The sequence below is a fragment of the Alteromonas aquimaris genome, assembly GCF_026183695.1.
GTDB lineage: Bacteria > Pseudomonadota > Gammaproteobacteria > Enterobacterales > Alteromonadaceae > Alteromonas > Alteromonas aquimaris.
Genome location: NZ_JAPFRD010000011.1, coordinates 84,513 through 106,053 on the forward strand (window position 1 = coordinate 84,513; position 21,541 = coordinate 106,053).

Sequence of the window (21,541 nt, forward strand, 5' to 3'; positions counted from 1 at the left end):
GAATGGAAACAGGAACTTAAGATGAAAAATGTATGGTTGTCGCTTCTTACAGTTTTACTCTCATTTAGTGCAGTGGCAAAGCTTACTCAAAGTGAACAAAGACTGGCTGACAGGTTGCTTTCTGGTGAGTTAAGACAGGTAAAAGTGGCTGCACAGAGGATATACGAGCAGGACATCAGTAACCCTGAATTAATCGATATTGCGGCCGAAGTATTGCTAAAAAAATACCCCCACGCCTTTGCAAATGATGTTGATACGCTAGCATGGGTGGCCAGAGCCATCGGGGCCTCAGAAAATGACCGTTATTACTCGGTGTTAACCGAGGTAATCGACAATACTGAGCATAAAAAGCTGCGTAAACATGCGGACAAGGCGCGCGACAATCTTCCACAGCCAGTCAATGAACAATACATAGCAGGCACTTTCCCGTTACCCGCTAAGCTGTATGCAAAGGAAGATGAATCTGAGCAGATTCTTCGGATTAAAGAATTAATGCTGGCAGGTGACTTAAGTGGGCTGAAACAAGCAGCCAGAGAAGTAGTAAGTAAGCGTGTAAATAATCAGCATATTCTGGATATGGCGGCGGAAATTTTACTTCGACATGCGGCAACTGCGCAAAAACACCAGGTTGATACCTTTGCCTGGTTAACTAACGCGCTTGGAAGCTCTGGTAATGCGCGTTATGTGCATACCCTGATGTCGGTTGAAGAAAGCAGTGACTTTAGAAAGTTACGCAAATACGCCGAAAAAAATCGTGAAAAGCTCGGTCAGGCGAAGGGCGAACAATATAAGTCAGGTATGGTTGACGAACCCTTACCCGATTATGATTACTAAAAAGGGCAATTACGCCCTTTTTTCACTTATGAATAGCGTTTAATGGCAAGTTGATTTTCCCGCTGAGGCGGGACTGCGTTATACTTGCCCCTCATCATTAATGCTTTTTCCAACGGAGAACACTATGCGTCCAAGCGGCAGAACCGCCAGTCAGATTCGACCTGTCACCCTTACCAGAAATTATACCTGTCATGCAGAAGGCTCAGTATTGGTGGAATTTGGCAACACCAAGGTATTGTGCAACGCCACCGTAGTGGAAGGCGTACCGCGTTTTATGAAAGGCATGGGTAAAGGCTGGGTTACTGCGGAATATAGCATGCTGCCAAGAGCGACGCATACGCGTAGTGATCGCGAGGCAGCGCGAGGCAAGCAAGGGGGCCGTACACTAGAAATTCAACGGTTAATTGCGCGTTCACTACGTGCCGCGGTTGATCTTAAATTATTAGGGGAAAACACAATTACCCTGGATTGTGATGTCATTCAGGCGGATGGCGGCACCCGTACAGCCTCAATCACCGGCGCCTGTGTTGCCTTGGTGGATGCGCTGACCTATATGCGCAGTAAAGGAATTATCAAAGCGAACCCGCTCAAACATATGGTAGCAGCCTTATCAGTGGGTATTTATCAGGGCATGCCCGTGGCGGATCTGGAATATACCGAAGATTCGGCGGCCGACACCGATATGAATATTGTCATGACCGAAACAGGTAAACTTATCGAGGTACAGGGTACTGCAGAGGCGGAACCTTTCTCCTTTGAAGAAATGACCGAGATGCTTGAAATTGCTAAGCACGGTTTACGTGAGCTGTTTGATATTCAAAAATCAGCGCTGGCGTAAAGGGGTAAACCATGCAGGATTTTCAACGAGAATTTATCGAATTTGCCATAGCACGAAAGGTGCTTAAATTTGGTGAATTCACATTAAAGTCTGGTCGTCAAAGTCCTTATTTTTTCAACGCGGGGCTGTTTAACAAAGGCAGCGATTTAGCCAAATTAGGGCGTTTTTATGCCGCTGCGCTGAGCCATACCAACATACAGTGCGATATATTATTTGGTCCCGCGTATAAAGGTATTCCTATTGCCACGACTACCGCCGTGGCCATGTACGACCAATATGGCGTGGATTTACCCTATTGCTTTAACCGCAAAGAGGCCAAGGCGCACGGCGAAGGCGGCACATTAGTGGGAAGTGAGCTAAAAGGCAAAGTGATGCTGGTGGATGATGTGATTACTGCGGGTACCGCCATTCGCGAATCCATGGATATCATTAATGCACACAATGCGTCGTTGGCAGGGGTGTTAATAGCCCTTAACCGTCAGGAACGCGGTAAGGGCGAACTGTCTGCGATACAGGAAGTAGAACGTGATTACGACACTAAGGTGGTAGCGATTGTCTCGCTCGATGATGTTATCAACTATTTGAAAGAAGAGGGACAGTCGACCGTGGATGTAGAAGCAATCGAAGCATATCGCAATCAGTATGGCGTTACAGATTAATGCGTGATTCAGCAGCGCCAGACAGTGATAACAGGTTAGATGCACTGGGTTTGCGTTGTCCTGAGCCAGTCATGATGACGCGCCTGACGCTGCGCAAAATGACGCCTGGGCAGACGTTATTAGTGATTGCAGATGATCCTTCAACAGCGCGGGATATTCCAAGCTTTTGTCAGTTTATGCAGCATTCGCTGGTATTTAGCCAGACTGATACCTTGCCTTATGAGTTTGTTATAGAAAAAGGGGCTTAATGCCCCTTTTTTATTTGCTAGGCATTGGCACGATTATATTTTTTAGCCGTCTGCCGGTAGATGGCTTCAAAGCCACAGAATACCCCGAACATCGCTATACCCACACCAATCGCCATTAATGCCCAGTCACCAAAAGGTTGTTCCATAATCGATTGAAATGCTTCTTTCAACCCACCTGCTTCATCAGGGTCATTGGTCCACCCCGCCTGAATAAAAAAGGCTCCTATTAAGCTGTAAACCACGCCGCGCGCAGCATAACCTAACTGACCGACCTTTCGACTGGCATTAATTTCTTTCGAGGACATATCAGAGGTAACAAACTTGTCCATGTAATCGGCTTTATAAGCATGCTTAAATTGTATAAAAGCAAAAATGATGATGATAATGCCAAGAGCCATTACCAGATATCCACCCCAGCTTTGCTCCATTAAGGTTGAGGCAATGCTTTCACTGGAGTTACTCCCTTGACCACTCCCCCCGTCATCACTACTTTGTCCCGTTAATACCTTGACCGCCGCATAAGCCCCTGTGGCATAGATAATGCCGGAAATGAACAGAAAAATACGCATAACCATATCTTTGGCTTTACCCATATCCAACTCTTCTGTATTAAGAAAGGTTTGCAGCCAGCGCCAAATCGAATAACACACCATACCGGCAATGACCGCCATGAGCATGTACTTCCCAAAGGGCTGTTGTAAAATTTTAGTAAAAACCGTTTGTTGACTCGGATTTTCAGCCGAGAAGGACGATATTGCAGAGCTGATGACAAAAATGCCTAGCAAAATATAGATAACAGTTTTCGACGCATAACCAGTACGAGCAATTATTTTTATCCAGGTTTCGTGATCAGCCATATTTGTTCTCAAAAGTGGTTGGTGGTTATTTATATAAGGAAATTAGGCTTTTTTGATCATAACTGCCTGATAGTATTTGACGTTGCCTGCAGTAACAAACGCTGCAGAAGCTTTTTATCGGTCGGCCTGGCACAATGTAAATCACAAATATGAACATTATGTGAAGCCAGTATGTCGACCAGCGTCGAAGTTTTAATATCAATATTAATAAAGCGGTCAGATTGATTTATAGGGGAGGTCATCGGCTTCTCCTGTTAACACTCTTACAAACATATAGCATTAATTTATTGCAAATGATAATTATTATCAAATAGAGTTTGTTAGAGCTGCGTGGTTACCCACCAGAGAAGTACGATAATTAATGTTAAAGCAATAATAGCCTTAGTTTTATACTGGCGAATCAGTTTTTCCGCTTTGTTACCCCCGTAGTAAACGGCCGCGGCCAACCCGAAATAGCGGATGGACCGGGCGATTAAGGTAGCTAGCAAAAAACTCAAAATGGAATAATGGGTCGCACCAGCGGCTAACATGGCGATCTGAAAAGGGATAGGTGCAATACCCAGTGTCATCACAAACCAAAAGCCTTCTCTTTGCATTTTCTGCTTTATACCGTCGAATTGCTCTGGCGTGGAAAAGGTTTGAATCACCCACTCTCCCACCATATCAAACAGAAAAAAGCCCAACGCATAGCCGAACACAGCCCCGATAATGCAACCGATGGTCGCCATCAGGGCGATCATCCACAGACGCTCGCGCCGCGCCTGCATGAGGGGGACAAGGATCGCTTCTAGTGGAATGGGTATGATTGTTGATTCTAGAAAAGAGGCGACGGTAATGCTGGTCAACATATGATTCGAATGAACCAGGTTATGCGTTTTTTGCTTTATCGCGCCTTTAATCGACATACCAGCCCTTAATTTTACTTATACACGCGCCCGTCTTTCATGACGAAACTTACCTTTTCCATTATGCGAATGTTGTCTAACGGGTTACCCGGAACCGCAATAATATCGGCGAGTTTACCCTTACTTATTGAGCCTAGTTCGTCTTCTACGCCTAGCAGTTTCGCTGCATTGGTGGTAGCACTGTGCAGCGCTTCAGCGGGCGACATCCCTGCCTCGACCATAAGAGCTAATTCTTTTGCATTATCGCCATGAGGTGATACGCCACTGTCAGTGCCAAAAGCAATGTTGACTCCTGCTTGGTACGCTTTGGCAAAAGTCTGCTGGATCAAGGGCCCGATAGAAGCCGCTTTTGGCCTGACGAGCTCAGGAAAAAAACCATCAATTTTGGCTTTTTCGGCTACAAAATTTCCCGCCAGGATCGTGGGAACATACCAGGTCTGGTGTTGCTTCATTAGTTGCATGATTTCTTCATCCATATAGGTACCATGCTCAATAGAGTCCACCCCGGCCTGAATAGCACGTTTCATTCCTTCTTTACCATGCGCGTGCACAGCCACCCGCATACCGTAATCTTTGGCGGTAGTGACGATTGCCTCTAGCTCATCCTGCATAAATTGCGGGTTCTGACCACTTTTGGCCACACTTAAGACGCCACCGGTGGCGGTGATTTTAATTAAGTCTGCCCCGTCTTTGTAACGCTGGCGTACCGCTTCTCTGGCCTCTGCAACGCCGTTAACCACCCCTTCTGTGGGCCCCACATCGGGTCTGATACGTGTGGCCATGCCGTTACTCGGGTCGGCGTGCCCGCCAGTGGTGGCGATTGATTTGGCAGAAGTAAAAATCCGTGGACCGGATTGCTGATGTTTATTAATAGCATTACGCAAGGCAACCGTTTCGTTATAACCATCCCCTAAATTTCGCACACTGGTGAAGCCAGCAAGTAAGGTTTTTTCAGCGTAATATGCTGCACGTAACGCTACATCCGCTTCATTTAAGGTATAACGTTCAAGATAGGTGGTAGGCCCGCCATGTTGACCCGACAGATGCACATGCATGTCCATTAAGCCCGGTAACACTGTGGCCGATTTTAAATCAATAATTTTGTCGTCCTTCCCGGCCTCTTTGAACCCCGCGACAACTTCAGTTATTTTATTATCCTTGACCACAATGGTCATATTTTTTTGCAGTTCATTACTTTCTGCGGTAAACAGATGCCCTGCGTGAATAAGCGTCTCTGCAGCGACGTGCGTTACTGCCCCCCACAGGCTCAGTGCGGCTATAAAACAGATTCTTTTCATCTTCTTCTTACTTTTTTTATGCTGAAATTTACTTTAGATTAGGCCCATATAAAGCGCAACCTAAACCATAGACTGCTTTTTACTTTCTGATCAAACAGATAGTTTATTCTCAATCGAAAACGCTGTTGAACCCTAGCTGATTTTTTCAAAACCACTGCTGAAAAAGGAAGCAATCACACTGCCGTTGCGTAATGACATACTTTCGCGCAGTCATGACTTTTAACTAGATGCCTGCGTAGAAAAAACATATCAAGTGCATGGTGGCTCGGACTTAGTATAAAGATAGGGGCGAGCAATATAAATTTATGCCAAATCGCTCGATAACGTACCGATACAGTGGTTTTTACCCTGACTATTAAGGTGCAAGTGGATGCGGCCATCATCCGTTTTGCTTTGTTCAGCTTGCTCAATTAACTGGTAATAAACGTTTTGATTAAAGCGCGCCCATAAATTTCGTCTTACCCTTATGTAAGGGATTGGCGTGGCCTGTGGATCGCTTAATGCTCCCGGTGGATGCCGTAATTCAATGGGATGGTCATCATCCAGTGTGAGCTCATCACCTGTTTGGGTGGTGAAATGGTAAACGCTATCTTCGTGTTTCCATTGTGTAATAAGAAAGGGGACGTCCTCTACGGTCAATCCAACTTTTTCCACCGGCGTGACAAGAAAATACTGCTCACCCTCTTTTTTGAGTACTGAAGAAAATAATTTTACTAACGCAAGCCGCCCGATAGGGGAGTTCTCGTAAAACCAGCGACCATCCAGCTTTATCTGCATATTCAGGTGACCACAAAAAGGCGGGTCCCATTTTTCCACAGGTGGCAGGCCATCACCCTGATGGCCTGTGATCTGGGTTTGCAGCTTATTCAGATCCATTTCGTTCTTCAAGCAACGTTTTGATTTCCCGTAGCTTCGCTTTTATTCTACGCATGTTGTCTGGCCCAGTACGTAACAACTGTTTTTGCGCATCGTTAAGTTCTTCTAGGCGTTCATCTGCATATTTGTAGGCGACAGAATCACTGTATACCTCTACCGGTACGGGCACCTCAGGGGTATTGAGCAATTGATCGATGGCGTCGATAATCACTTCATTAAACGGTTTATCCGGATTTCCAATTTCCGCATATTTCGCTTGCACGTCATCTTTATACTGGTCGTATAAATCAATCAATGCTTCATTCTCGAACGACTCAAGCATATTCACGTAAGGGGTGTAGCGCTTATAACTTGCGGCATCAATCCACTCTTTGCCAGCTTGGTTATAAGTGCGAAATTCTTGCTCTGGCGCTTTAAATAACTGGTGGTTGGGTGTTACCTCATCGTTAGCCAGGTTAGTAACGGATACCACGAAGCGCTGCAACAACCCGTCTTTTACTAATAGCTCATCGGCTTTAGCCTCCTCACTGATTGATTTTAGCGAGGCACGAATACCGTCATCCGTGGTGTCCATTGGCTCAGGTTCCACCTCCGGTGTTTCAGGCATAGGTTCAACTTCTGCATTTGGGTCGATTTCCACAGGCTCAGGCTCAGGCGTGGGTTCAAATACTTCAGGCTCTTCCACATCCAGAGGTTCCTGTTCGGTGACCACCGGCTCTTCAACCACGTCTTCTTCAGGCTCACTACTTGGCCAAAGCAAAATGGCCAAAATAACCACAATAATAATCGCAATGATGACAACATGCGGTGCTAGCGTTCGCTTTTCCCCAGGTTCACTCATAATTTTTCACCTTAGATATAATTAATTCCCTTCGTGCAATTATAGTAACAAAGACAAAATAGTCAGGTTTTATCTTATTCTTTCAGTCTACGCTTAATTTTTACAACTTACTATTTTATAAAAACTTTCTACTTTAAATGTAGAGAATACGATCGCTGCAGCAAACAAAAAGCTCAGAGCATGTAATGAATATTTAATAATCAGCGTTGGGTTGAAGTATTTTGCTATATACTGTCGCAATGGACGAAGTGATTAGTTTTTAAGCTGGATTAAACAATGACGGTGATTTTATACGCCATTCCCTTTTTCTTTTTGCTGATTGCGCTGGAACTTTGGGTTGACCGGGTCCGCGGTACGGGGTTTTATCGGCTCAATGATGCGATTACCAGCTTAAGTGCAGGTGTGTTGTCTCGTGTAATGGTAGTCGCCCATCAACTTATCCCCATCACCGTGTATGTTTTGGTGTTTGAACAGTTCGCCCAATTTTCTCTGTCCGCTATCTGGTGGCTGTGGCTACTTGCCTTTATTGCATACGATTTTTTCTATTACTGGAATCATCGGCTAGGTCATGAAATGAGTATTCTGTGGGCCGCACACGTGGTCCATCATTCTAGCGAAGAATACAATCTCACTACCGCACTTAGACAAACGAGTGGCGCTATCTTTAGCTGGATCTTCTACCTGCCCATGGCGATTGCAGGTGTACCACCTGAGATGTTTATCACGATAGCGGCATTGAATCTGGTGTATCAGTTCTGGGTCCACACCCGTCATATCGACGATTTAGGCTGGATGGAAAAAATCTTTGTTACCCCCTCAAATCACCGCGTTCATCATGCGCAGAATAAAATCTACATTGATAAAAATTATGGGGGCGTATTTATTATCTGGGATCGGCTCTTCAACACCTTCAAGCATGAAGAAAAGGACGTTGAAATAATCTATGGTATTCGTGGTGCGCTTAACAGTTTTAACCCGGTGTGGGCAAACTGTCAGATTTATGCACAATTAATTAAAGACAGTTATCATACCAAACGCTGGCAGGACAAATTGCGCGTGTGGTTTGGGCGTACTGGCTGGCGTCCCACTGATGTGTCACAACGTTTCCCTTTGCAGAAAACCTTGCTCGAGCACTTTGTAAAATTTGACCCGTCACAATCACCCCTTACCAAGCTCTATTGCACCCTACAGCACGGTATTATGCTAACCGTAACGCTTTATCTGTTATTGGCATTACAAAGCATAAACGGCACGGCGCAACTCGCTTTGGTGTTGGCGGTACTGAGCAGCGCGGTAATGACTGGGTTCATCCTGCAAGGCATGCCAAGAGCGTTGAAGCTGGATAGCATCAGACTAATCTCAATAGCCGTTTTACTTGGTTTTATGGATGTGGCTACGTGGTTGCAAATCAGTATAGTGGCGCTGCATTGTGTGAGTTTGATAATTGGTTTAATGGTGCTACGTAAAGTAGCACATCAAATTAACGAAACGGATGATTTAAGTGATGAGCCAAGCTCATCATAGGGAGAGTCAGAAAACAGTAAAATAATAAAGCTCCAGTAGAATAGAGCTTTATTAGTGTCTATAGAAGTAAGGTCACTATACTATTTTCTTCTCGCGAAAAACGCTAAGAGACCAAGAGCAACAACTATCGCAGTTTGAGGTTCTGACACCTGTACCCTGCTAACTCCATTGCCGACATACCCGTACATATAGTGCTCTATTTCTTGGTTATCATTTGCCAGGTCGTAAGTTGTACGATGAAATAACTCGTTGTATCGGAAGTTCAATTCGGACGATGAGAAAAGCATATTTTCAACCTGTGGCATTGAGTATTCTAACATACCATCATGTTGGTAGGTTACTTCCATGTGACTGTGAAGTACCCGTTCAAAAGCATATTCTTGTCCTATCATCTTTTCAAAGTCTTCGGTAAACAAACTGCCGAAGGATTTGGTGAACCGAAAATACTTAAATGAATTTTCTTCTAGCAGTTCTCCGCTCTCAATATCGACAGCGATTTGCTGATAAAACGATAATTTCTGCTCAATATACAATGCGCTTTCGTCGTCCCATGGTATCAGTGAGAGTAAATCATTGGTAAATGGTGACGTTGGAGGGACCCACTCAGCATATATTTCAGCAGCAAAATACGAATAGAGAACTCCACTTCTTTCGCTCGTATGTGTAAAAAAAATAGGCCCATTCTCTGGTTCAGAGGAGAGGGGAGACCGTTCAAAGTCAATATTAAATTGCAACTGTAAATCCACAAGATCGACAGAATTGTAAGTTTGGTCACTGACGCTATCAATTACCACGGTTTCCACATTATCTGTAATCTGGACATCTACACTTAAAAGTGCACCAAATGCAGGGAGCCCCACCAAGCTACAGCAAAACGTGACCACTTTTACCATTTTATTATATTTGCATTCCATTAAAACTACTCATAGCTAAAAATTCGCAATTATAATTAGCAATATTTACGCCTTTTATAAAAACATATATAAATCAGACTTATAGTGTTACGTGAGAAATGTGTTTGTAAAAATATCTGACACTTAAGTCGTTGTATTCGATAAGCAGGTAAACATTTTTTGAATTTATTTTTTTCTAAAGGTTAACATTATGCTAATGCACCTTTATCCGACTAGCTGTTTGAAGAGCATTAGTCAAATGAGGGAAAGTAAAAGTGGTTCGGGTCTGAGCTTTTTAATTGAAAGTCCGTCGAGTGTTTGAGCAACTATCCCGAGTAAGTAAAAAGCTAGGCACCAAATAGATGATCTTTAGACTATTCATAGTTGACTTGGCCATTCCCATTGCAACGATCTGTGCAAGCCGATACTCTATCTGCTCTTGAATACTAGCTGCGTTTAGTACGCCTACAATAAAAACAACTCGCGAGAAACGCATGAAAATCCAGGTTCGGTTTTCACATTGTCTGTGGTGTGTCCTCTTTTGGTTATCTGTTGGGCCAAGTGTGCAAGCTGACACCTTATTTGAGCACCCTGTTTTTCACTCTCCGTTAGAAAATGTATCTGGCGTGGATGGTGATATCGTATCCATCACCGAAGACAAGCAAGGATTTATCTGGTTTGTGGCGTCTAATGGCTTATGGCGATGGGATTCGCATATTGCTGAGCGTGCTAAGTTTGTCGGTGCATTCACTGACAAATTTACCCCAATAGTCCAAACCGCAGTAACTGACACGCATGGACAAGTGTGGGTGGGAACAAATCGTGGGGTATATCGACTGGATAGCGAAAAACGCACGTTGATTGCGGTATCCCCTTCTCTTTCAGGTTTGTCTATCCAGGATGTAGTCGTTTTCAATAATCCCACCACTACGATGTATTTTTCCACTGACCGCTCGGTGTACCGCTACCAGCCAGGACAAGACCAGCTTGAATCAATCGACATGCCATTTGAGGCCCGAGTCCACGCGCTACATGGGCTAGGCCAACAGCTTTATGTGGGTAGTGGTAAGGGCCTGCTACAATTGGATACCGCGCAAACCCCGCTGCGTTTGCTACCGGTGCCCGGTTTCCCTCCTGACATTCGCATCAGCGCTGTAACCTCAACTTTAGCCCAGCAATTACTGGTGGGCACAGCCAGCCACGGATTGTTCGAGCAAACCGGTGCACAGGTATTTGAGCAAATCAGTTTTGATGCCGAGGCCGAACCCTGGATTTATGCCTTGTCAGTGATTAACCCGTCAACAGTATTGCTGGGTACGTTTGGTAAGGGTTTAATATCCCTCGACCTGACTTCTGATTCATTTAAGCGCACAACATTTGATCCGCTGCATCCGGCCGGGTTGGCCAGCGACAATATCTGGACTCTACATACCGATTCCCGTGGATTGGTGTGGATTGGGGCCAATACTGCTTTGCAGTTGTATGATGCGAATAATCGAGGTGTAAAGCATATACTGGGCGGCGTAACCGCGGCTGGGGGACTCTTGCAAAGGCAGGTACATGCGGTTCAGGCATATGATAAATATCTGATCGCCGGAACAGGGAGTAGCGGGTTGGAAAAACTTAATCCTGTCAGCGGTGAATCAATTACGCTATTGAATGAGAGCAATGACCCTATCGAGACGTTGGCACTCATTGATGCAAAGCGCTTATTTGCCTCAAGTAACTTTGCTTCAACGCTGATTGATTTGTCGACAGCTACACATCAGAGTTTGCAGATCCCTGGCCGGCCGGTAAATAAATACACTGCTGCAATCGTGCAGACTGACGATACTCTCTGGGTAGGTGGCACTGATGGCCTGTGGGCCTATCAAGCTGAGCAAGAGTCTGTGAAAAATTGGCTGACCGATGCATCATACGAACGGCGCGTAGCTTCATTACTTGCCACCGATGAGCGGCTTTGGATCGGCACTTGGCAAGGTTTGCATGTACTCGACAAACCTTCTGCATCAAGCAAAGTGGTTGTTGCACCGCAAGCTCCTGCGCTTCTGCAAGAACAATTTATTGCAGATATATATTTGGATAGCCTTGAGCAATTGTGGGCCGCAACCAGTAACGCTGGCTTGTTTATCTACCGGAAGAACAATGGGTGGCATCAAATCGATGTTGATGTAACACAGGCAGGTGGCACGGTAGAGGCGATTGCGGGCGAAGTGAACGGCCACATTTACGCCAGTACTGCAAAAAGTATCGTGGCGGTGGATATTGAAACATTGCACGTTTCTCCGGTGGTACATGGACCAGGCGCTATTAACGCCCCTTTTCGTCGCGGCGCAGCGACGATTGCGCACAATGACGTAGTGGTATTTGGAGGCGCAAACGGGCTTACCCTGCTTGAGCCGGATGCGCTAACCTGGACACCATCACCGCTCCCGATAGTGTTCACCGAAAGCACTATTTTAACTGCCGACAATAAAACACTTGCGCCGTCATTATACGCGAAAGAAATTCAAACCCCTGCATTAGCTAAACGACTGAGTTTTGAATTTACCGCACTAAACTATGTGACCCCACAGCAGATTGTTTACCGGTATCGATTACATGGTTTTGACGACAGCTGGGTAATGGTGGATTCCAAACACCGAGTGGCAACATTCACTCAACCTGATCCCGGCGTTTATCAGTTGCAGATACAGTATTCGTATGATGGGGTGAACTGGCAAGCAAATGGCATTGAGCGCATAATCAATGTGCCTGCTGCCTGGTATCAGACGTGGATGGCGAAAGTCACCTTGCTAGTAATCTTAGTGGTTGTCACAGTGGGATTGCACCGTATGCGTGTGAGAAAGCTGCACTCGCGTCAGTTAATCCTTGAACAAAGGGTGGCAGCGCGCACGGCTGAGTTAGTCAATGCGAACAAAGTGTTGCAGCAACAAGCGCAGGCCTTGCGCGATGCCAGTTTAACAGATGCGTTGACCGGCCTGCATAACCGTCGATTTTTGGCGCAAAACATTGAGCGCGATGTGGCTAAGTTGGATAGGTATTATGCAGACTGCCAAAAAAATGCGGTCATTCCCGATGATACCAGCGATTTACTGTTTTTCCTGATTGATATTGACCACTTTAAATCTATCAATGATAACTATGGTCATCCAATCGGAGACAAAGTACTCATTGAAACAGCTGCACGGCTTACCCAGGTATTCCGGGAGATTGATTATTTGATCCGCTGGGGGGGCGAAGAGTTTTTAGTTGTAGTGCATGATACGCCGCGCGCAGAGGCCGCCACACTGGCAGAGCGTGTACGAAACTCTATCAGCACGCAACCCTACAGCATTAAGGAAAGTGAAACCATCGATGTGACCTGTTCCATCGGCTATGCTGCTTATCCTCTAAATTGCTCATACTTTTCCAGTTTGTCCTGGGAAACCACTCTTGGTATTGCCGATCTTGCGCTTTATGCGGCTAAAAATAACCAACGCAATACCTGGTTCGGTTTCACTATGACAAACGAAAAAGCGAACAAAGCGGCCATGCAGAAAATACAGCACGAACCTGCTTTTGTTTTCGAATTCGGCAAAATTGAAAAACCCCAGCCGCACGCCGCAAACAAACCACGTCATCGTCCGCACACATAACTTGTCATCCGTCGCACACATAACTCGTTATCCTCCGCACACATACCTCGTCATCCTCCGCAAACATACCTCGTCATCCTCCGCAAACATACCTCGTCATCCTCCGCGAAGGCGGAGGAACTCCCGCGTACTGCGCAGAAGTTTAAAAAACCGCTTTCTTTTCCCGTCAATATTCGTTTGGAAGATTCCCACCTTCGTGGGAATGACGAGGTTTTTTGAGATAAGGTCGCTAGGGAGAGGCAAATGACCACTCGCCAGCGGTGTAAGATAGTCATTCTCCGTACCCATAATTCGTCATCCTCCGCGAAGGCGGAGGAACTCCCGCGTACTGCGCAGAAGTTTAAAAAACCGCTTTCCTTTCCCGTCAAAATCTTCGTTTGGAAGATTCCACCTTCGTGGGAAAAACGAGGTTTTTTGAGGTAAGGTCGCTAGGGAGAGGCAAGTGACTCCTCTAAAGCGTTTTCATATACTCCATCAACATCTCTTTATCTTTATCGCTTAACTGTGTACCAAATTCATGCCCTTGATTACTATTGCCTCTAACACGTGTATCCAACAAGGTTCCAACGCGCCGGGCATGTTTGCCTTGGCTGATAAAGCCGATATTTTCTTGGTCGTAAACATCATAACCACGGTAAAACGTGACAGCACGCTGAGCAGGGGGGCGCAGCAAATCACGGAGTGTGGGAACGGAGCCATTATGTAAATAGGGCGCTCGTAACCATATACCATCTAAAAATTGAGCCACATAGCCAGGCAGCGATTCTTCCACTAAGCCAGCTCTTTCTATTCCCAACTGGTTAACGACTTGATTAGCATCAATGGCATTCTGCTTATTCCACGTTTTGAGTCTTGCCTGGCTGGTTCCTATCTCCGAGATAGGCAGAGGTGTGCCCGTAAGCTCACTGGCGTGGCAACGGGCGCATTCCTGCTTAAATATGCGCTCACCTTGTTGGGCTAGTTGCTGATTAAGTGCGAAGGGCCATTTGGGTGGGGGCAGATTGCGTAAATAGTCTTCCAGCCATTTTACTTCTTGTAAAAAATCATCGGTATCGTGGGGTTCTGCACCTAAAATCCCTAGCGCTGAATCAATGATGACTGAATGCGCGTCATGGGTCGCTCCATCCCAGTTCAGGCTAAGTTCTTTTTGGTCATATTTTTTTAGATTCCAGATGGAAGGGATGTCAGCAGGGCCGTAGGAATCGTCCATCGAAAGGTTTAGCATAAAATACTTGGTTAAATTCATCGGGTCATCGCGTCCCCTTCCCCAATCTGGAAAGTCTTCACGGAACATCCAGGCAAACTGCGCCTCTCGTTCGCTTAATCGCTTTTTGGTAATAGGGATAATGGCGAATCGATAGAGCAGCTTATCAACAAAGGATAGCGGGTGAATCATAGCTATGTGATCAAGAATGTTGTCTGCGTTAAAGCGCGGGTCTTTTGCGCTTTTGATCAAAAATGTGAACATGCCTTCGATATCCACCGTATGCCCTGCACCAGCAATTACGTAAACCGGTGGAGAGGATTCACTTGTCCGATATGGAGTGGTGTGACACATGCCACAATTATTTCCTACTCTGGGGAAACCTATGGTTTTTTTGGTAAAGCCAACGGGTAATGCCTGGCCTTCTTCCCAGGGTAACCCTAACGAGGCATAGCCACCGTTGCCGGGGAGATATTCAGGGAACATCTGAGGCAGCACCATGTAGATCCAATAGGGTAGGCCTGCTTCATATTCAGAGCCGATCGAACCGTATTTAAAACGCATTTCAGGTGTCGATATGACCCAAGCGGGTTGCGGTTCGTCCCGAAAAAGCTTGTACCAACCCACAGCCGCAACAATACTGCCCAGACCTAACAGTATTATTATTACCGTCAACCACCAGCTAATTGTGCCTGTGGCGTTTATAGGGTTATTTTTCACCTGTAACATAGTTCAAACCGCCCATGGTGTTAGAAGGTTTTTAAATATTCAATCAAAGCGTTTTTTTGTGCACTGGAGAGCAATGTGCCGTATTTTTCGCCCTCGTGGCCCTGATTGCCGTTGCCCTCAATACGAGTATCAAATAAGAATAAGGGCCTTGCGTAAGCATGTTGCTGCTTACTGACAAAACCGAAGTTTTGTTGATCAAAGATGTCGTTTCCGCGATAAAAGCGGACTGGCCGCTCTGCTGCAGGTTTCAATAGATCACGTAGAGTGGGCACCGAACCGTTATGTAAATAAGGAGCTCGCAACCACAGCCCGTCCAGTGGCATGTTGGCGTAACCGTGGGTTTTGCGGAATCGTTTAAATCGGTGCTGTTCGCGGGTGCTATATAACGTGCCCTGATTTTGCGCTAATTCGCGGGTATAAGAATCCAAACGCCATCTATCGGTAGCAATGTCGTCAATAGGTTGCACATGCCCCACATATTGACCGGTAAAGTCATTCCCCGATTTACCGTGGCATGACGCACAATACTCACTATATAAAGGTTTACCTTGTTCAGCCAAGGTCTGATCAATGGCAAAGGGGTAGCTTGGCGCGGGCAAGCTCAGCAACCAATTTTCTATGCGAGACAGTGCCGCGTGGTCGATATTGGTGGGTGTGGCACCGGCGCCAAATGCAGCAGACAGATTACGCTCTTCAACCGTGTCATTGTTGCCGTCCCAGTGCAGTTCCATCGGTTTTGAATCATCTCGCACCTTGCGTTGACCCTGATTCCAGATCGATGGAAAATCTGCCGTACCGATCATTTCCTCAGGGTGGGCCCTTTTCCAGTCCCAGTTAAACACCGCTTTCGCTGCATTAAAGGTATCGACCCGACCCGGGCCCCATTCTGGTTGATGTTGATAGAAACTTAATCTGCTTTCAAGCAATGCTAATCGCTCTTGAGTCAGCCAAATGGCAATAGGATAAACCAGATAGCGGTCGATAATATCGAGATTGGCACCAAGAGATTGCACCAGGGGAAGGATATTGGCACGGTTGAATTTCTGGTTGGCCATGCAGCCGAAAAAGATTTTCTCAAATTGCATTAAACGAAAGCGATTTGCAGGCATACCCAATACCAAGGTGGGTTTAGCGCTGGCTGATTCGCGCACTGTACTGGTATGACATACGGCGCAATTAAAAAAAACTCGGTCGAGGCCCAAATGACGGCGCTTGGAAACGCCAACCGGTAGACTGTTACCTGGCTCATACAGCATACCGATAGACTCAAAACCCACATCATCCGGTTGTTTCTGGGGTAATAATTCTGGGCATAAGAGGGGAACAGATTGCCATAACCAGTACGGAATACCTAAGTTGCGTTCACCCCCCAGCGAGCCATATTTAAAGTGTTCCTCAATATTCTTAAAGTCGACCGCCCGATCAGTAAAAAACCTGTTAGCAAAGTAGGTGCCGACAATGATGCTTACGCCACATATCCCAAGCAGGATAAGGGCGCTGCAACTTATCTTACCAGAGGTGGTCATCATTTATGCTCTTGCTTTATGGCTGTTGAGTGCGAAGTCGAGAATACGTTTTTTGCCCCACCAGACTTTTCCCAAATAAAGCCCGTCTTCAATTTCTCTGATTTCATCCCGTACTTTTTTAGCTAAGATTGACGTAGAGCTGTAGTCGATAACTATGGTTTCCTTACCGTCCATCCAGCTTTTATCGCGATAGACCTTTGCCACAATCATTCCCAGCCCAGCAGGAAGTACTTTATTAATTAAAATACCCCTTTCAAAATTGGGTGGGAAAATATCGAAAACTTTTCCTTGCCATGCCAATGCTCTGGCGAACCTGGCAAACGTTTTCGCCCGTGGCGAACCAGCTACAATAGCAGTCCCTTGCGTATCGCCATGGGGTAACGAACCCGCTGAATGGCTGATATAAATATCATCTAATTCTTCCCGGTTTAACCGCAACCAGTATTCTATGGTTTCATTCATTTCCCTATGCTCCTTTGGCAGGCAGGTATGAATAATTAATCTACTTTTGCCGCTGATTAATTCCGATTATTCCTAAAGCGTGAAAGTGCGTAATACACATGTTTGCGAACGTAGTTCATTCTACCGAGAGGCTTATGCGCGGCGAGGCTTTGCCAGGGGTTGAACGCCGTTTTTTCACATTGTGCGATGTCTGCCGCGGAAATAAAGGATTGCGGCTGAATGATCAGCCGAGCCACCGGGATAAACGGAGAATCATCTTCATTCCACTTTGCAGACGCATCCTCAATGGGCATATCCTCGTTGTTGGTTTGCCGCTGAACCATAAAGTCAAAACAAACCTCTGCGTTGTTTAGATGCTGTTGCATTGCGGCGCGAAGGTAGTTATTGGTAAGTTCTGCTGGCATCTCGCTTTGATAACTTGAACAGGATTGGAGCGAATACTTCACCGCTTGTTCTTCGCCGAGCTGATAAGGTGTGGTGCTCCAGTAACGAATATCGAATGGGCTGGCAGGGTTACTTCGTGCCGATAATAAAATATATAAGGTATCCCAGTTTGTCGGTGTGAGGAGGTGCCAGATAACACTATCGTTACGCTGCGCTTCAATAAACGCTAAAAATTCCTCAGGGTTAGCGGCAAAAAGAACCGGGTGACTGTTAAGTACAAAATCCTGATAACCTGCCTTACCCCACACAGGTTTTCCCTTTACACCGCTAACCCGGATAGATAAACCGCGTAAGTCGCTTTTGGCATCATCAGTGGTACTGGCGTTGGCGAAACGCACTAACGCGCGGTGACTGCCGGGTTGAGCAAAAATTCCGTGCTGCAGAGAAGGATTTATATCTTTTTTTACAGTAAAGGTAGCATCAAAACAGCCTAACGATTTTGCCTGATTAAAGCGTTTCATTGCCCCTGCTGAGTAGCGTTGTCGAACGACTTGTTTTATCGTGTTTTCCATTTGTCGGGCTAAGTTATCTTCATTGCCTTTAAAATTTTCACCAGGAAAACTCTGCGCCGCGCTCAAGGTAGAAAACAACAGCAATATCAGTATTTTGTTAGCCACATTTAATCTCACACTATCAACGAAGGTTACTGAAGGAAAGCAGGATCATCTGCTGCGCCCTTACGAGGCTTCCATTCCAAGGAGTAATATTCTCCGCGGTCACGGGCCCAAGGGTCAAATACATTGACGACAGGCATCAATTGCTCCTTCAGTTCTGGCACATTACGCATAAGTAAGCGTTTAAGAGGAGATACCGCAACGGTATGGCCATTAGACTGGCTAGGCTCATTGCACTGGGTTACGCCATCGTTACTGGTTTCCAGCTCAAAAGGGCACTCATCTAGCGGCCCGTTGTTTAGCACCCAGTTGTAACCTAATGTCGAATAAAACTCTGGGCGAAAACTGGACGTAAAGAAACGGTCACTAAACAGGCGACGGGAAGCGTTGATTATAAAAATATGGAACTGGGTTTCGGAAATGGCGAATCCATGCGGCCGGGTATACTCTGCAAGCCAACCTACTGCCAAGTCCACATCTTCAATATTATCCACTTCGCTTCCATCCGGGGCACCGTGACAATCGGTAATGGGATGACCTTCATCAGTGAGTTGCGCATTAGTGATGATTTTAGTGGCATCACATACGTGAGTGCCGTAGATAGTGCGAATCTCACTAACTATCTTTTCTTGCGCAATACGATTGGGATCACTTTTATCCAGCCTCTGATCGACAAAATCATCGAAACTGGTCAGGGTTTTTAAACCTATTTGACGACGGAACTCGTTAAATCGGGGAATGCCCCGCTCACGATCGCGAATGATATCCAGCGCTGCCACATCGATTTGTTGACTCGGTGAGTCAAGATGGGGCATGGGCAGGTTTTGTAAAAAGCGCGGGTGGTTTTGTAAATGCAATACCCCGAGTCGCTGACGCCCCATCGCTAATGCCCAATTTTCAATACCAAACCTACGCATCTGCGCCGTTGCCTCACCCCGCACAGTATTGATGACAGGCACTTTGGCGGTGATGCGGTTGGCCGTCTGGTAATCGCGCATTTCTATTAAATCTGGCACTAAGGGGTGTAAACGGTAAACCGAGGTAAATTCTTCTGGAAAATTAAACGGCGAACCAAAATGGTTGACCCCACCATTTACATGTTCGGGATTGCCGATATCCCATTTATCCTTTTTCCACCACAATGCGCCTTCATGGCGGGCGTTTTGCAGGCCAAATATGCCAGCACCAGAGGCAAATACCGAATACCAGGAATTGGCTTTTTGCGGCTGCTCTTTGTCTCTAAAAATACGCGCTAGCCATTGAGACATGCGGCTGAAGTAATTTTCTTCGTTGTGGGTAATTTTCTTGAGTACAGATGAGACCTTGCTACTTTCTTCCAGATTAAATAAGCCGAACCAATTTGAATTCATCCCGCGATAAAGGGGATCGTTATATAGCAGTTGGGTCGTCCATTCGATGGTATGAATTTTGGCGATCATTGCTGCCACCATCAGGCGTGCCGCATTGTAAAGCTCTTCATCAGTCACCTGATTGTAAGCAATGATTTGTTTGGGCCGGTCAGGATGACGTAAACCCGAATCCTGATTGGGTTTAGCTTGTTGCAGAGCGCGAAAACGATCGACAAAATAGTTGTGCTCGCGCACAAAAAGATTGTGATAAAAGCTTAACCCAATGTTCCAATTGTCGGGAAAGGCGGTGGCTTCCTGACCTCGCCATTGAGGTTGCACCTCACACTCCTCACTACTGCGTGTATCACAGGAGGGCAAAAGTGGTAGATACCCATCTGGCATGTTTAGCTTCGCTTTATCTTGCGGATCACGCAGCACTCTTTTTTGCGAAATCGCATCATAGCCATAAATTTGTGACGCGTCCCACCACGCGGTGGTGGTGTTTTTAGTGGTCATGTAGGCGCGTTTTAAATATTCTTCTTTGTTATGGGTGAAGGTGGCAGGTTCGCTATGTTGCGCCACTAGCGCAGGTTCCATGCGGTCCCCAGGCCGACAGCCTAGCGTTTCTGCCCTATCCGTTTTACATCCTACCGACACCAGAGTGGGTTGATTACGCCCTTCTTCCAGATGAGAAAACCAGTCATGCGTCATAAACTGGATCCAAAAAGCCGCCAGTACGTTGAAAAATGGGGCTTTGATATAATCACACTCATCACTGGGTGCATCATTGCCCGAGCCTAAACCATTATTGCAGTGATTATCGCTTTGCTGCTGGCGGGTAAATAGAGCGCGAGAGATAAGTTGTGGATCGGGTGTGAGCAAGCTCAACCGCATCCCATTTTCACTGTCGCTGTGACGATTGCGGACTAATTCCGTTTTACCTAAGCGGGGAAAAGTAGACGCAAAATCCACGTTCCGCGCAAAATAAGTGCCGTTAGCACCCATTTTGGGGTTAATAAGGTCATTGCAAATGCCACTTAATGTGCGATGACGGATGAGCTCGCCTGAACAGACTTGTTCACCCTCACCCCCTACTGCTGCATAAAAGGGATCATCTTTATCCAGTCGCATTTCGTCCCACTGGTTGATAGCTGGGCCTTCAACACTGCCGCGGCCTTTGATGTAGTCTTCATACGTGTAATTATCAAACAAATTGAATTTGATTAACTCAATACGCTGGTATTCCAGGTCCATCAACGAGCCGTCAATGCCTCTGCCATTAGGTTTAAGGTGTTCTCCGATGATTGTTTTTGCTTTGCTTCCTTCCCTCAACGAAGCGGTGTCACCGGTTCCCCAGTAATTTGCCCAGTCGACCCAGGGTGTGGTGCGATATTTTGCGGCTTTTTCTCCGCCCCGACAAAGCGCCGTATCTTCGGCGACCTTGCCTAAAAAACGTGTTTGTCTATTTTCATCGATAGGGCGAAAGCCCTCTTTCACCATGCTAATGCAGGCACGCTTTTCTGTTTTTTCTGCGCTTGCTCCGATTGAAGCGAAACAACCCATGAAGGTGATAAGTATGGGTAAAATGTGTTTTGCAGTCATCCCCGGTACCCCTCTGTGAGATTGGTATTGTGGTTTGACAGCTAAGGTAAGACACTTAAACAGCGAGTAATCCTTTACTGACAAAATTAAATATAGTTTGTTTTGTGTACAGTTAGTAGGGATGAACCATATATTTTTTAGCCGATATAGGCAGTTGGGTGCAGATTATGTGATCCCATCACTGTATACCGCTGGTATGG

The 21,541-nt window shown here is 46.0% G+C and carries 18 protein-coding genes; 6 read left to right on the forward strand and 12 right to left on the reverse strand.

The genetic code is table 11. The features are described 5' to 3' along the window. The first annotated feature begins 21 nt into the window (after positions 1–21). From OPS25_RS10495 to tusA, 4 genes are all read left to right on the forward strand, one after another. Complete coding sequence (locus tag OPS25_RS10495; protein ID WP_265617671.1) at positions 22–834, forward strand: hypothetical protein; 813 nt, start codon at positions 22–24, stop codon at positions 832–834. A 124-nt stretch (positions 835–958) separates the two neighbouring features. Then, entirely contained in the window at positions 959–1,672 is a 714-nt protein-coding gene (gene rph, locus OPS25_RS10500; protein ID WP_265617672.1) for a ribonuclease PH, read from the forward strand. A gap of 11 nt (positions 1,673–1,683) precedes the next feature. Continuing rightward, positions 1,684–2,331: an orotate phosphoribosyltransferase gene (gene pyrE, locus OPS25_RS10505; protein ID WP_265617673.1), complete on the forward strand. Its 648-nt coding sequence runs from the start codon at positions 1,684–1,686 to the stop codon at positions 2,329–2,331. Then, positions 2,331–2,579 (forward strand): sulfurtransferase TusA, encoded by a 249-nt coding sequence (gene tusA, locus OPS25_RS10510; protein ID WP_265617674.1) that lies wholly within the window; start codon positions 2,331–2,333, stop codon positions 2,577–2,579. The genes pyrE and tusA overlap by 1 nt, the downstream gene beginning before the upstream one ends. Before the next feature lie 17 nt (positions 2,580–2,596). On the opposite strand, the gene OPS25_RS10515 is transcribed toward tusA, so the two are convergent. From OPS25_RS10515 to OPS25_RS10540, 6 genes are all read right to left on the reverse strand, one after another. After that, entirely contained in the window at positions 2,597–3,436 is an 840-nt protein-coding gene (locus OPS25_RS10515; protein ID WP_265617675.1) for a DUF1206 domain-containing protein, read from the reverse strand. Positions 3,437–3,492: 56 nt separating this feature from the next. Beyond that, positions 3,493–3,678, reverse strand: a complete 186-nt coding sequence (locus OPS25_RS10520; RefSeq protein WP_265617676.1) for a hypothetical protein — start codon at positions 3,676–3,678, stop codon at positions 3,493–3,495. A 78-nt stretch (positions 3,679–3,756) separates the two neighbouring features. Next, positions 3,757–4,341, reverse strand: coding sequence for a YqaA family protein (locus tag OPS25_RS10525; protein ID WP_265617677.1), 585 nt, complete (start codon positions 4,339–4,341; stop codon positions 3,757–3,759). Between the two features lie 14 nt (positions 4,342–4,355). Continuing rightward, positions 4,356–5,639, reverse strand: coding sequence for a metal-dependent hydrolase family protein (locus OPS25_RS10530; RefSeq protein WP_265617678.1), 1,284 nt, complete (start codon positions 5,637–5,639; stop codon positions 4,356–4,358). A 303-nt stretch (positions 5,640–5,942) separates the two neighbouring features. Next, positions 5,943–6,515: a DUF1285 domain-containing protein gene (locus OPS25_RS10535; RefSeq protein ID WP_265617679.1), complete on the reverse strand. Its 573-nt coding sequence runs from the start codon at positions 6,513–6,515 to the stop codon at positions 5,943–5,945. Next, the gene (locus tag OPS25_RS10540) at positions 6,502–7,356 is read right to left on the reverse strand and encodes a DUF3014 domain-containing protein (RefSeq protein WP_265617680.1); all 855 of its coding nucleotides are present in this window, start codon (positions 7,354–7,356) and stop codon (positions 6,502–6,504) included. The genes OPS25_RS10535 and OPS25_RS10540 overlap by 14 nt, the downstream gene beginning before the upstream one ends. Before the next feature lie 276 nt (positions 7,357–7,632). Here OPS25_RS10540 and OPS25_RS10545 point away from each other — a divergent pair, with 276 nt between their 5' ends. Then, positions 7,633–8,880, forward strand: a complete 1,248-nt coding sequence (locus OPS25_RS10545; protein ID WP_265617681.1) for a sterol desaturase family protein — start codon at positions 7,633–7,635, stop codon at positions 8,878–8,880. 80 nt (positions 8,881–8,960) lie between these two features. Here OPS25_RS10545 and OPS25_RS10550 read toward each other — a convergent pair whose 3' ends face one another. Continuing rightward, entirely contained in the window at positions 8,961–9,794 is an 834-nt protein-coding gene (locus OPS25_RS10550) for a hypothetical protein (protein WP_265617682.1), read from the reverse strand. Positions 9,795–10,267: 473 nt separating this feature from the next. Here OPS25_RS10550 and OPS25_RS10555 point away from each other — a divergent pair, with 473 nt between their 5' ends. Then, entirely contained in the window at positions 10,268–13,411 is a 3,144-nt protein-coding gene (locus tag OPS25_RS10555; protein WP_265617683.1) for a ligand-binding sensor domain-containing diguanylate cyclase, read from the forward strand. Between the two features lie 451 nt (positions 13,412–13,862). Here OPS25_RS10555 and OPS25_RS10560 read toward each other — a convergent pair whose 3' ends face one another. Genes OPS25_RS10560 through OPS25_RS10580 form a run of 5 tightly spaced genes read right to left on the reverse strand, consistent with a single transcriptional unit; the run spans position 13,863 to position 21,341 of the window. Next, positions 13,863–15,344, reverse strand: coding sequence for a c-type cytochrome (locus OPS25_RS10560; RefSeq protein WP_265617684.1), 1,482 nt, complete (start codon positions 15,342–15,344; stop codon positions 13,863–13,865). A 20-nt stretch (positions 15,345–15,364) separates the two neighbouring features. Further along, a complete protein-coding gene (locus tag OPS25_RS10565; protein ID WP_265617685.1) occupies positions 15,365–16,873 on the reverse strand; it encodes a c-type cytochrome in 1,509 nt (502 codons plus the stop codon). Beyond that, entirely contained in the window at positions 16,874–17,332 is a 459-nt protein-coding gene (locus tag OPS25_RS10570; RefSeq protein ID WP_265617686.1) for a hypothetical protein, read from the reverse strand. Between the two features lie 56 nt (positions 17,333–17,388). After that, entirely contained in the window at positions 17,389–18,393 is a 1,005-nt protein-coding gene (locus tag OPS25_RS10575; RefSeq protein WP_265617687.1) for a catalase, read from the reverse strand. 26 nt (positions 18,394–18,419) lie between these two features. Further along, complete coding sequence (locus OPS25_RS10580) at positions 18,420–21,341, reverse strand: peroxidase family protein (protein WP_265617688.1); 2,922 nt, start codon at positions 21,339–21,341, stop codon at positions 18,420–18,422. Positions 21,342–21,541: the final 200 nt, after the last annotated feature.

Coding starts and splice junctions, on each gene's coding strand:
- OPS25_RS10495 (WP_265617671.1), top strand. CDS start 22: ATGAAAAATGTATGGTTGTCGCTTCTTACAGTTTTACTCTCATTTAGT.
- rph (WP_265617672.1), top strand. CDS start 959: ATGCGTCCAAGCGGCAGAACCGCCAGTCAGATTCGACCTGTCACCCTT.
- pyrE (WP_265617673.1), top strand. CDS start 1,684: ATGCAGGATTTTCAACGAGAATTTATCGAATTTGCCATAGCACGAAAG.
- tusA (WP_265617674.1), top strand. CDS start 2,331: ATGCGTGATTCAGCAGCGCCAGACAGTGATAACAGGTTAGATGCACTG.
- OPS25_RS10515 (WP_265617675.1), bottom strand. CDS start 3,436: ATGGCTGATCACGAAACCTGGATAAAAATAATTGCTCGTACTGGTTAT.
- OPS25_RS10520 (WP_265617676.1), bottom strand. CDS start 3,678: ATGACCTCCCCTATAAATCAATCTGACCGCTTTATTAATATTGATATT.
- OPS25_RS10525 (WP_265617677.1), bottom strand. CDS start 4,341: ATGTCGATTAAAGGCGCGATAAAGCAAAAAACGCATAACCTGGTTCAT.
- OPS25_RS10530 (WP_265617678.1), bottom strand. CDS start 5,639: ATGAAAAGAATCTGTTTTATAGCCGCACTGAGCCTGTGGGGGGCAGTA.
- OPS25_RS10535 (WP_265617679.1), bottom strand. CDS start 6,515: ATGGATCTGAATAAGCTGCAAACCCAGATCACAGGCCATCAGGGTGAT.
- OPS25_RS10540 (WP_265617680.1), bottom strand. CDS start 7,356: ATGAGTGAACCTGGGGAAAAGCGAACGCTAGCACCGCATGTTGTCATC.
- OPS25_RS10545 (WP_265617681.1), top strand. CDS start 7,633: ATGACGGTGATTTTATACGCCATTCCCTTTTTCTTTTTGCTGATTGCG.
- OPS25_RS10550 (WP_265617682.1), bottom strand. CDS start 9,794: ATGGAATGCAAATATAATAAAATGGTAAAAGTGGTCACGTTTTGCTGT.
- OPS25_RS10555 (WP_265617683.1), top strand. CDS start 10,268: ATGAAAATCCAGGTTCGGTTTTCACATTGTCTGTGGTGTGTCCTCTTT.
- OPS25_RS10560 (WP_265617684.1), bottom strand. CDS start 15,344: ATGTTACAGGTGAAAAATAACCCTATAAACGCCACAGGCACAATTAGC.
- OPS25_RS10565 (WP_265617685.1), bottom strand. CDS start 16,873: ATGATGACCACCTCTGGTAAGATAAGTTGCAGCGCCCTTATCCTGCTT.
- OPS25_RS10570 (WP_265617686.1), bottom strand. CDS start 17,332: ATGAATGAAACCATAGAATACTGGTTGCGGTTAAACCGGGAAGAATTA.
- OPS25_RS10580 (WP_265617688.1), bottom strand. CDS start 21,341: ATGACTGCAAAACACATTTTACCCATACTTATCACCTTCATGGGTTGT.